The organism is Cetobacterium sp. 2A (assembly GCF_014250685.1).
GTDB lineage: Bacteria > Fusobacteriota > Fusobacteriia > Fusobacteriales > Fusobacteriaceae > Cetobacterium.
Genome location: NZ_JACFAJ010000011.1, coordinates 1 through 13,080, shown reverse-complemented (window position 1 = coordinate 13,080; position 13,080 = coordinate 1). Strand labels below are relative to the sequence as shown.

At 25.0% G+C, this 13,080-nt stretch carries 6 protein-coding genes; 2 read left to right on the top strand and 4 right to left on the bottom strand.

Translation table 11 applies throughout. The features are described 5' to 3' along the window. Positions 1-56 precede the first annotated feature (56 nt). Together H3N56_RS11650 and H3N56_RS11645 are read left to right on the top strand one after the other, a co-directional pair. Positions 57-998 carry a TRM11 family methyltransferase gene (locus tag H3N56_RS11650; RefSeq protein ID WP_185881367.1) on the top strand — a complete coding sequence of 314 codons (942 nt, stop codon included), beginning with the start codon at positions 57-59 and terminating at the stop codon, positions 996-998. Between the two features lie 18 nt (positions 999-1,016). Next, the gene (locus tag H3N56_RS11645) at positions 1,017-1,721 is read left to right on the top strand and encodes a 2-phosphosulfolactate phosphatase (RefSeq protein ID WP_185881366.1); all 705 of its coding nucleotides are present in this window, start codon (positions 1,017-1,019) and stop codon (positions 1,719-1,721) included. Positions 1,722-2,030: 309 nt separating this feature from the next. Here H3N56_RS11645 and H3N56_RS11640 read toward each other — a convergent pair whose 3' ends face one another. The 4 genes from H3N56_RS11640 to kduI form a co-directional block, all read right to left on the bottom strand. Continuing rightward, positions 2,031-6,725 (bottom strand): DEAD/DEAH box helicase, encoded by a 4,695-nt coding sequence (locus H3N56_RS11640; protein WP_185881365.1) that lies wholly within the window; start codon positions 6,723-6,725, stop codon positions 2,031-2,033. 6 nt (positions 6,726-6,731) lie between these two features. After that, a complete protein-coding gene (locus tag H3N56_RS11635; RefSeq protein ID WP_185881364.1) occupies positions 6,732-9,494 on the bottom strand; it encodes a hypothetical protein in 2,763 nt (920 codons plus the stop codon). 1,916 nt (positions 9,495-11,410) lie between these two features. Then, positions 11,411-12,184: a 2-dehydro-3-deoxy-D-gluconate 5-dehydrogenase KduD gene (gene kduD / locus H3N56_RS11625; RefSeq protein ID WP_221893487.1), complete on the bottom strand. Its 774-nt coding sequence runs from the start codon at positions 12,182-12,184 to the stop codon at positions 11,411-11,413. 33 nt (positions 12,185-12,217) lie between these two features. After that, complete coding sequence (gene kduI, locus H3N56_RS11620; protein ID WP_185881363.1) at positions 12,218-13,048, bottom strand: 5-dehydro-4-deoxy-D-glucuronate isomerase; 831 nt, start codon at positions 13,046-13,048, stop codon at positions 12,218-12,220. Between the last annotated feature and the right edge of the window lie 32 nt (positions 13,049-13,080).

Sequence of the window (13,080 nt, the reverse complement as noted above, 5' to 3'; positions counted from 1 at the left end):
AGATTTTATTGTATAATTTAAAATAATTGTATGAAAATTATTAGAAAGTAGGAACAATGAAGAGTTTAAATAAGTTAAATAAATATTTATATGCAGTAAATTACCCTGTTTTTGAAGAGGAATTATGTCTAATGGAGATGAGAACCTTATTTGGAAAAGAACCAGAAAATAAAGTTTTAATTTCTGAAAGATGCTTTATAGCATCAAATAGTCCATTTATTAAAAGTGGATTAGATATAGTTTATGAAAAAGATAGCTTTGAAGAGATTCTTCAGGAACTTGAAAAAAATAAAATGAGTTTTGATAACTTTAAGGTTGAATATTTAAGACTTGAAAGTGGAAATATTCCCTATGAAGATAGATTAAAAAATATTAAAGAAGTTGGATTAAGAATTATTGGTTTTCCTGATATGAGAAATCCAGAAATAACTTTAGGGCTAACGAAATATAAGGAAAAATGGTTATTTGGAATCATGGATAAGAATAATTACAAGTGGCATGAGCATGATAGAAAACCTCACTCATATTCAAATTCAATGGGTGTAAAGTTGGCAAGAGCAGTAGTAAATATTGCAGCTGATGGAAATTGTGAAACTAAAATTATAGATCCGTGCTGTGGAGTTGGAACAACTATAGTAGAAGGGTTATCTATGAATTACGATATAGTGGGATATGAAATAAATTCTCAGATTTCTCTAAATGCAAAAGAAAATTTAGAGTTCTATGCTTTAGAACCAAAAGTTATAACTGGGGATATGCATGATATAGATGAAGAATACGATTCATCTATAATTGATATTCCTTATGGAATATTTAGCCATACGAGTTTAGAAGAACAACAAGATATTATTAATACAGCCAGAAGAATTTCTAAAAAAATGATAATGATATCATTTGAAAATTTAGACTCAATGATAAAAAAATCAGGATTTGAAATAATTGATAGCTGTACTGTGAGTAAAGGAAGTTTTAAAAGATATATATCAGTATGCAAATAAAATATGAGGTGAACTTCTATGAACATAACAATTTTATCATCAGCTAAAGAGGTAACAGAACAAAATACACAAGGGAAAATAGTTGTGGTTATCGATGTATTAAGAGCAACGACAGTTATGGTAACTGCCTTATTTAACGGAGCAAAATCTATCCATCCCTTCAAATCGATTGAATCAGTTCTTGAAGAGAGTAAGAAAGTCGAAAGACCTATATTATCTGGAGAAAGAAGAGGGTTAAAAATTGATGGATTTGATCTTGGAAATTCTCCACTTGAGTATAAGAGAGAAATAGTTGAAAATAGAGAAATTTTTATGACAACAAGTAATGGGACGAGAGCTATTGAAAGTGCTTTAAAATCTAAAATGTTATATATAGCTAGTTTTTTAAATATTTCAGCTATTTCAAAAGAGCTTTTAGAACAAAATGAAGATGTAGTGATTATATGTGCAGGAACAGATGATGAATTTTCATTAGATGATGCATTATGTGCTGGTTTGATAGTAAAAAAATTAGAAAATCAGACATTTATTACAATGTCTGATTTCAGTAGAAGTATTTTGAGAGTGGCACAACTGGAATTACCTATAGAAACAATACTAGAAGGAAGTAAGCACTACTCTTACCTTAAAAGTATTGGATTTGAAGGAGATTTAGAGCATTGTTTCTCAGTAGATTTGTATGATATTGCTCCTCAGTATAAAAAAGGAACAGTAACTATATAATATTATAGTTTCAAAAAATATTTAAAAAAGAGGTGACTACGGATGAAGTATCAAAGGAATACAGCATCCGTAGCTCCACTATTCCTAAAGAAATAGTGAGTATTTATAATTTTTTCTAATAACAAAAAGCCAGAGAATGATGAAATAAAATTCTAATTCATCAAATAATATTCAAAAATATTTACTATTTTCTAAAGAGTATAGACGATACACTAAAGTGTCTTTTAATAGAACAAAAAAAAATAATAAAAAATATTTGGATTTTATGCATATGATAATATAAAAAGGTAATTTTTTATTCGTTATTTTTTAATTGTTTTTCAAGCTATTTAATGTATTTATAACATTTCCTCTCGAAAGATTTTCGTGATATCTTTGATTAGAATAATCTCTCAAACAAGAATAACAAGAAGTTTCTTCTCCACATTCACATTCACTAACTATTTTAAATGCTTCTTTTAATATTTTAATCATATTGTCTTCTTCTAAAAGTCTTTTTACATGACCTGCTCCTCCAGGAACAGTATCATATATAACAATATGATTTTTTCTATCTATTTTTTTTAAGCATCCAGCTATATCAGTTCTATCAATATTTAAAATACTACTAATTCCTTCTAAAATTGCATAAAGAAGAGATTCATTAATTTCTAAGTAATTTTTGCTAATAAAATCTATTGAAACAATGTCTGTTTTAAATTTATGTCCTAAGCTATAGGGTTTTAATTGAGTTTTGCACTCATAACCTGTTGAATTTTCATGTTTAACTGTTTTAAAAGGTTGATTTGTATTTCCTATTCCTTTTTCTCCATATCCACATGTTTCACAAATATAGAATTTATTTTGGCTAATAATCCCCATTTCTTCATCTTTAAAACTTTTTAAAATTAACCTTCCTTCACCCCAAAGAACTTCTTTTTCTGCTATTTTTTGCGCATTCTTATTTTCAATAGCATATATATCTGATGAATATAACTTTTTAGGTTTTTTTGTTCCAGCTTTTTCAATAGGAGTATTCTCTATTTTAAATCCAAATTCAGGGACAATATATTTTTCACTTAAATTTACTTCTTCTCCACAGTTTGAACACTTTTCTCTTTCTTCTGTTATTTTAGTATCTAAGTGTTGATTTAAAGTTTTACACTCTTTACAAATACCATAATTATATATTTTCCAGTTTAAAGTTGGGACTTTTTTTAGATATCTACTTGTTAAAAGATTTCCATTTGCGATTACTTGGCCACCAGGTGCATATTCTGATATAGCTATTCCTAAATCTCTTGAAAGTCTTAATTCATCTTTAGTATTTGAATATAATTCCACTGTATCAACAGGGAATCCATATCTAGGTAATAGATTTTTTTGTGCAAAATAATTTATAGTTATTTTACTTTCTATGTTAGCTTTCATCATTTCAATACTTTTTAAATTATAAGCTTTATTTCCTATCTTATTAGAATTTAAAATATCACTTTTAAGTTTTTTTATTGCTTCATCAATTTCATTAATTTCTGAGAAGAATTCTTTTTTTGCTCTATAAATTGCCCCTGCAGGTGAATCGGAAATTAAAGAATCCACCCACTCCCACTTATCAATTCCTAAGTCATTTTTAATTTCTTCATTTAAAATATTTTTTAGGAATATTTTAATTTCATTTGGTTTTGATAATAAATACTCTTTAAATGATTGAACTATATTATCAGCTAAAGAATTTAAAACTTTTCCTTCTCCGTAATAATTTATATTGCTCTTCCAAAAATGACTAAAACATATAGCATAAATATGTCTCAATATTATTTTTTTATTATTTAAATCAAATTTAGGAGGTGGTATCATTCCTTTTATCATTTGTATTGGATTTTTATAGAAATTAAAATCATGAGATTTTTGACTACAGAATGTTAAAATAAATGCAGATGAACTACCTCTTCTTCCTGCTCTTCCCGCTCTTTGAGAATAATTAGCAGGAGAAGGTGGCATATTTCTCATAAAAACTGTTTCTAATTCTCCTACATCAACTCCAACCTCAAAAGTTGTAGAGCAACTAAGAACATTAATTTGCTTTTCAGAAAACTGTTTTTGAATTTTATAAGCTAATTTTGCATCTAATTGTGCTGTATGTTCATTAATTTTAAATGGTTTAATTAATAATTCTTTTGTTAAATTTCTATAGTGATTTTCTTTGTATAAATCATTTGGATTAATCTTTTCTAATAGTCCGTTACATGAATAAGTTGGGCAAATATTTTTGATATTATTAGGAGTTATTTTTTTACACTTTTTGCAATAGTACCAATCTATTTTATTTCCAGATCTAACTTTTATATTTTCTATATTTAACTTATAATTATTTCTCACTACTTTTAATAATGGTTTTTCTTCAGAATTTAATACGCTTTTCCACATTTCGATTAGAAACTCCTTAATCATTTCAGTAGGAGCATTTAATACTTTTTCAATCAATTTAAATCTTGAGTTATTATTTTTTGTAGTTAACCAAGAAAAAATACCTTCTTCTATATTTTGATCACTTAAATTAATATAGTTTTCTTTTGTAGAGTACATAAAATATTCTTTTTGACTTTTAGTAATATTATAATGATCATAATCAATGATACTTTTATATTTAAAAATATTACATAACTCTTGTAATAATGCATTTGTTTCTTCTAACGAAAATAGTCCAGTATCAATTTGTTCTTTATCAAAATCAATATAAAATTGTGCCAAACCTACCCCTTCTAAACTATATCTTCTATCGATACTAAATAATTCAAAAAATACACTTTTACAAGCTTCAGCTTGACAGTCTTTAGTTTCAAAAATTTTATTAGTTTCGAAAATCGCTTGGACTTGATTAATAAGTTGGTCTATGCTTAAATCAATATTTGATTTTGAGATTACTTCATAAACAACTCTTTTTCTTAAAAATTTATTGTAACTTTCCTCCATAAATGTTGCGTAATATGCCGCTGCTTGTCTGGAGTCAGAGAAAACTAAAAACTGCCTTATAGTTTCTTCTCTTTTTTTAGTAGTAGTTTTTTTGTTCCCAAAAAAACGATTTGTAGAAATTTCTTTTACTTCATTGGTGGCTGTTTTAATTATTGTATCAGGTAAACTTTCGTGAAGAGCTGTTCCTAAAGCTGCAGTAGCTCCCTCTGCACCAATAACAAATCTTTTTAATACACTACTTTTAGGATTTGTTGAGCCACAAGATCTACATGTATGCAATGTTTGCATTTTCGTATTTTTATTAATTCTAATTACGTCTATTAAGTATTTGTTACCACAATTACATTTATCTCCTAAATAATTTTTATTAAATACTCCTCCACATTTTGCACATAATTCATATGGTTCATTTGTTAATTTTTCATTCTCACTGAAATTTTCATCTTCATTTTTTTCTATTATATCAGATTTTAATAAAAAATATTCTAAATCTGCACTTGCATCTTCTGTCATATAATTTATCTTTTGATTTAAAACTTTATAATGAAATCTCGAATTTACTACCTCTCCAACTAAATATATTTCATTACAGAATTTACATGTTGAAATTTCGAAGACTTTTAAAGTTTCATCATCAATATTTACTTTTTCCATTCTATTTAAATAGAAATTTTTCTTAGGGTACAAAGATAAAAATCCACCTTCTAAGGCTTTAAAAAAATAATGATATTTTGATTTAAATAATTCAACATTATCTTTTTTAGCTTTGCTTGCTACTTTTATAAAGTTTAATAAATAATTTTCATCTAGTATATTCATTTCTTTTAAGATTTCATAAACTTCCTTTGGTTCATTTAATAAACATCTTAACTTATAAAAATTTTCATCTTTTAAAATCAATTCAAATAATATTTCTTCTATTGAATATTTATCTATATTTTCAAAATAATTATTTAATTTATATTCTTTTAAAATATCAATTATTTTATTTTTATCTTCTAAAACTTCTGATATTTTAGTATAAATATTTAAATCAAATTTCTTATCTCCCGTTGTAGTATACTTAACTCTCGTTGCTCCAATAATATTTTCTTCTTTAAAGTTTTCGCCAGTTAAATTTTCAGCAAATTTAACTATATCTGGATTGTCTTTAACACCTCTCCCTAATGAAGCGCTGGTTAATATAAAACGAATATTATTAGTTTTCTTTATTGTTTCTTTTAATCTTCTTAAAAGCATACTTAATTCTATTCCTAGTGCACCTTTGTATGTGTGAGCTTCATCAAGAACTATAAAATTCCAAAATTTAGCATTAGGACCATCAAAAAAAGTATTATCTTCAGGTCTTAACATTAAATATTCTAACATAGCGTAGTTTGTTATTAAGATATGAGGTGGATTTTTTCTCATTTCATCTCTTGAAATAATTTCATTTGGAATAATATCAGCTTCTTTTACAACCTCTTTGTGAAGTACTTCAGCATTTTGCTGTTTGTGTTCTGTTTCTCCTGTGAACTTTCCAAAAGTTATTTCAGGATAATCTTTTAAAAGTTTTCTAAATCTTTCCATCTGATCATTCACTAGAGCATTCATAGGATATAAAATTAAAGCTCTTACACCAGAAGATAGTATTCCTTTTTCTTTTTCTGCCAATAAATGATTTAATATTGGGATTAAAAAACTTTCTGTTTTTCCAGAACCTGTACCTGTAGATACAATAATATTTTCACCATTAGCAACTTTTTTTATAGCCTGTTCTTGGTGGAAATAAATATTTAGGTCTTTATTTTTAAATGGAAATTCTTGTGAGTTAAAATTTTTAAACTCTTTAGTTAATACTGATTCTTTAATTAACTGATTAATTGATTTTCCTTTTTCAAAAGAATTAGAAACTTCTAGAAAAGGTCCTTTTGATAACTTATTTTTTTTAAATAGCTCATTTTTAAATTGTTCTTCAATCTCTTTATCTGCTATTTTGAATGTTGTTAATAAATATTCTATATATTTTTCTTTTATATTTTTTGCTGCTTGAATCGGATTTAATTCTGACATTTTAATTTATACTCCCTCTACTATTTTGAATTTGTATTTATCTGGTATTAACCACCTTTGGTAGTTATGTTTATCTTCTGTAGGTTCATTTGTTAATAATTTTTTATAGTAAGAATCATAAATAGGGAAATCTTCATTTTTATCAACTAATGTAATTATAATCCCTTCAGCATTTTCTAAATTATCTGTTTCAAATACAAATGGATTATTAAATGAGAAATATCTAGTGGTTCCATCTTTTAAGTAGTAAAAAGCTTGTCCTTGATATTTATTTTTTTCGATTAACTCAATTTTTTTTATAAAAAAGCTTTTAATATTATATAGCTTTTTATCTATAGAACAACTATAAATTTGAATCATATGGTTATTATATAATCTATCTGCTATTTTTTTTTCGGACTTAATTTCTTGTATTTTGCCCTCATATAAAATTTTCTCAACTCTATTTTTAGAACCAAAAAATTGATTAGTTTTTCCTTCATAATATCCTAATATTATTTTATAATTTTCATAATCTAGTACATATTTTTTAGTAAAGAATTCTTTATTTATATTTTCTTTAATTAATTTATTTAAAACTCTTTGCTTTTTTCCGATTTCATTAACAATATCAATGAAATATTCTCCTTTTCCATATATTTCATATTGTCCCAATAAATTTTGTGCATTTTGAATATATCCTATACCCATATTTTTCAAAAATAACTTTGCAATAACTTGTCCAATATTTATTTTTTCATTATCTAGCTTTAGATTTAAATCAACAAGATTAGAATTTATTAATTTAAAATCATCTAAAAATCTATCTAAATTGAATATAAATGTATCTTTATTTTTTATAGAATTTATTATCTTGATATTAGCAAATTCTAATTTCATTTCTTTTATATTTGGCATATTTATTTCAATTTCACCTTTAAAATCTTCATGCCAAGATAATAATTTATTATATTTCCAAGAGTTTTCATTTTTAAATCTCCATTTAAGAATAGGTAATTCACAATATATAATATCATTTCCTATTTTTAATTTTATTCTTGAAGTATTTAATGGAATTTCTAATTGATTATTATATTCTTTGTAATTATGATGAATTAATATGTCTTCGTATTTATTTATTTTTAAATATGCTCTTTCATCAAAAATATATCTATCTTTATTGAATAAAACATCAAAATTTAAAATATACAACTCTTCTTTAAAAATTGTTTTATTATCTTTTAACTCAATAATTTTTATTGCAACTTTACCTGAAGTAAAATGATAATTTTTTTTAAAATCAATATTAAAGCCATTAAAGACTTTCTCAATACTATCCCTTAAATCTGATAATTTAAATTTTTGATTATTTATATCAATTCTTATATTAAATTCTTCAACTAGTGTATTTATAAAAATTTTAGGAAAAGTTTTATAAATAGATATTTTTTCATTATTGTCTAATTTGAATATTTTTTCTTTATTTCCTAAAATCTTAAATAGGGGAGGTTTTCCTAAAAAATAACTCTCTTCTAAAGATATAACTTCATACTTATAATCCTTTGAATAAATAAAATTATTAATTCCTTTTGTTAAAATTGTTTCTTCATCATTTATTTTTAAAATTAAATTTTTATTATTATATATCGTATAAACTTCTTTATCTTTTAAAGAAATTATCTCTTCCATTTCTAAATTTTTATCAAAAATAATAAATGGTTCTTGTAATAATTTAAATTTTTTTAGTTCATTTCCTCCACTTTCAATTATTAACTCTAAAGGCTGATAAAATTCATTTAATATAATTTTTTCTTGTTCAATTATAACTTTATTAAAAGAGCTAAATGCATTTAATCTTCCCTTTTGTAATTCTTTTTCATTATGTTTTAATTTAAAAAAAATTGGATATTTATAATCATCTATAACCATAACTTTTTGCCTTGGAATAAATATAACTAATTGATTGTGGTTATTTAATTTTATTGTCGGTTTTTTATATTGTTTTTCAAATTTTTTAATTTTATTTCTTTCTCTAATATTTGGCTCTTTAAAAAACCAATTTTCAAAAAAAATCTGTTCTTCTTTAAATTTTAAATTTTTTTTATTTTTCTGATTCCACCAATAAGAATCAAATACTTCTAAATAATTATATAAATAATTTGAAAAGCTTTGTTTATTTAAATATATTGATTTTTTTACTATTGTTAATAGATAAAAAGTTGTAGGCTTGTCGCTGAATTCATGGAATTGATTTGTTGAGACGTTATTCTTTTTATTTTCTTCACTTTCTATATAATTTTGTAACTCTTTTATATTATTTAGAACTGTTTCTTCATCAAAATTTTGTGATAACTCTTTAGTATAAAAACTTTCTAAAAATTTATAAAATTTTTCTAGATAATTTTTAGGAACATAAGTATTTATAAGTATACTTCCAACATATTTTTTACCCGTATTTATATATGATAACTTATTTTTTTTTAAAGTTTTATACATAAGTTCAGACATAATAGTTTGATATTTAGAATTTTTTTCTAATCTTAATTTTTTAAATACAAAATCCCAAAACATCTTTTCACTGTATTCTTTATACCCCAACTCAATTAAGAATCTTGTAAGAAATAAATTTTCTTTATCATCTTCGAAATATCCCCTTTTCAATCCAAACGATATCACTTCAGCCATTTTTAAAAACTCTTGTTCTGATATTTCAATATCTCTTAAAATTAAATTATTTTGTATACTATTTTTTAATTTTTTTTCAAATTCTATCTGCCATTTATAATCCATTATTTCTTCTATCTCCTAAGTGTTTTTTTGTTTCTGTTAACTTAAAGTTTATTGAGGTATAATAGTTATTCAATCAAACAAGGTCTTCTCCTAAGGAAAGAGTAGTTGTGTTATCAATACCTCTTGTCTTTAGTTGTTCCTATAAATTTTTTTATTATTCTAGAAAAATTCAAATTTGGAAATCAGAAGTATCAAGGTAAAGCATGTCCTTCGATTCTAAGCCTAGCGATACATAATAATGTCACTTCTGTTATTTTTCTATTATTTTATTGTTAATTTCTTTTATAATTATTGATAGATATCCATCTTTCATTAGTTATAAGTTTAAAAGTAATCTTGAAGTTCTACCATTTCTATCTACACACGGATGTATTCCTAAAAATATAATATGAACCGTAGTAACATTTTGTGTTATAGCACTCGATAAAGGTATTCGTTTTTTCAATAAAAATGGAATAGTGGGATTAGATTACGGACCTGAAATCATAACTTGTTGATTTTTACAATTTCCAGCATATTGATTATTAATATTTACCTGTTTAAATTTCTTCTCTTTCTTTAAGAATCTTTTACCATTTATATATGGTGGCTTTAGGAACTCAAAACTCCTTTGACAGCTATTGTAAAAATATCTTGAATCTATTTAAACTTTTACCTTTTAATTCAATGCTGCTTTTTTCTTCCTTTGCATTTACCCTTATCTTTTGGACTAGTAACACCTTTTCTAACGCTTTCATTAATCTAACTCTGTAACTGCTCCAATTATGGTTAAAAATTTTTTCTAATTGTTATATCAGTATCAATATTTTTATCTTAAAACTTTAAAGTTGGTCCAATAGATCCATTATACTATGACTTAATCTATTTAAAGATTTAACGACAATCTACATAATCTTTTTGTAATTCTTCTAGCATGGCTTTTAAGTGAGGACTTTTTAATTTTTACCAGATACTTTATCATATAAAAACTTCTTACAACAATATAAAAATCAATAAAATTTAAACAAAAATATTATCTTTGTAGATAAAAAATAAAAATTCAAATAGCTTTTTGTTTATATAATTCATCAAGTCTGTATTGCGTGTTGTAATAATAACGTCAAAATTATTTTCTAAAGGATAATTCATCAATAATATCCAAAAGAATTTTTGTTTTACATGACACTATTTCGTTGTAAAATTCTTCAATTGCTACAATTGTTTCCTCTGGTTGAACCAATAAAGTTATAATTATTGAAATTATATTTGAATGGATTTTTTGAATAGTTTCACCTAATAATTTTTTAGATATTTTAATAATTTCTTTTGTAGTTCTTTTTTAGAATAATTTAGTATATATCAAGTTAAATTACTAAATTTTGTTTCTTTTTTGCTTCATTCTAGAAATTTTTTTAATAACAGTTTCTAATTTTATTTCTTATGGTAAATTAAATTTTTCTAAATCTAATAATTTTAAGACAATATCAACCACTAATTCCGCATAATTTCTTGATAATATTTCTAAAGATTTTTCTGGATTTTTTATTCTGATATTTTTAATATAATTATACCTTTATTCATTTCATATTGAAAGATTATAATTCTTAACTTTGCATTATTAAATATATTTTAAGTTTAGAACACAATAGATACATGGAAAAAGCAAGAAAAACGGTGAAAATAAAACATATTTTATATAAACTTTCCTGTATTATCTATATTCTAGATATATTGATATCAATGAATTAATAATTAGGATTACACTAAGATTTATAAAATTTTGGAATCTATTTGTTGTAGGAACTATTTTTTTATCATAATTTTTAGTTTTTATGTTGTCTACACCCTTAAAATTTTTTTCAACTTATTCTTTTAATTGAGTAGAATAATAAAAAACGACTACTGAAAAAAATTCAGTAGTCGTTCATCTATTTAAATTATCTAACTAACCAACCACCATCCACACATAGAATGTGTCCGTTTATATAGTTGGAAGCATTTGATGATAAAAATACAGCAGTTGCTGCAAGGTCTTCAGGTTGACCCCAACGGCCAGCTGGGATTCTACTTAATATCTCAGCGTTTCTTTTTTCATCGGCTCTAATTGGAGCGGTATTGGCTGTGGCGATATAACCTGGAGCAATAGCATTGACTTGAATATTTCTATCTGCTAATTCATTGGCAAATGCTTTTGTTAATCCAGCTACTCCGTGTTTGGTTGCAGTATATGATGGAACAAACTTACCACCTTGGAAAGATAACATAGATGCAATATTAATAATTTTACCACCACCATTATCTGCCATAAATTTAGCTGCTTCTTTTGAGATATAATAAACAGCATTTAAATTTAAATCTAAAACATTTTTCCAACCAGAATTTTCTCCTTCTAAAAGAGGCGCTCTATATATTGTTCCTGCATTATTAATTAAGATATCTATTTTACCAAAGGCATCGATACATTTTTGAGGAGCACTACATGCGTCTATTTCTTTTGTTAAATCGCCTTGATAAAATTCAACTCTTCTTCCAAATTTAGCAAATTCTTCTTTAATAATATCGATATTCTCATCGGTATAACTATAAATAAATATATCTGCTCCAGCTTGAGCAAGTCCTTTAGCTAGAGCTAAACCTATTCCAGTATTACCTCCTGTTACCATAGCTACTTTTCCATTTAATCCAAAATTTTGTTCTAAAAATTTTAACAATTTAATTCCTCCTATTTTCTAATTTGTGTAAAGTTATCTAAGTTCATTCATAGGTATATGATCCATATCATCAAAAGTCTGGTTTTCTCCGACCATCCCCCAGATAAAAGTATATGCTTTTGTTCCAACTCCAGAGTGTATAGACCAAGATGGAGAAATAACAGCCTCATCATTGGCTACAACAATATGTCTAGTTTCAGAAGGCTCTCCCATCATGTGGAAGACTCTAGAATCATCTGTCATATCAAAATATAAATAAACCTCCATTCTTCTATCATGAGTATGAGTTGGCATTGTATTCCAAACAGATCCTACGTCTAAAATAGTCATTCCCATAACCAATTGACAAGACTTGCAAACAGCAGGATGAATATATTGGTTAATGGTTCTTTTATTTGAGTTTGCTAAATCTCCACATTGAACTTTATTAGCCATATCTAATCCAATTTTTATTGTTGGATATTCATGGTGAGCTGGAGCTGAATTTAAATAAAATTTAGCAGGTGAATTACTATCGATAGATTTAAAAGAAATTTTTTCTTTTCCCATTCCTACATAAAGTCCATCTTTATTGTTAAGAACATACTCTTCTCCATCAATTGTAACAATACCAGAATCACCTATATTAATAATTCCAAGCTCTCTTCTTTCTAAAAAATAATTAACGCCTAAGGTTTTACTGGCACTAAGAAAAATTTCTTTATCAATAGGTTTAACTCCTCCAATAATGATTCTATCAAAATGTGAATAAACTAGGATGGCCTCATTATCAGTAAAAAGATTTTCTATAAGATACTCATCTCTTAGTTCCTGCGTATCGTAAAATTTAGCATCTTTATTGCTTGAAGCATATCTTATTTCCATTATAAATATCTCCTTTAAAATTATTTAATTAA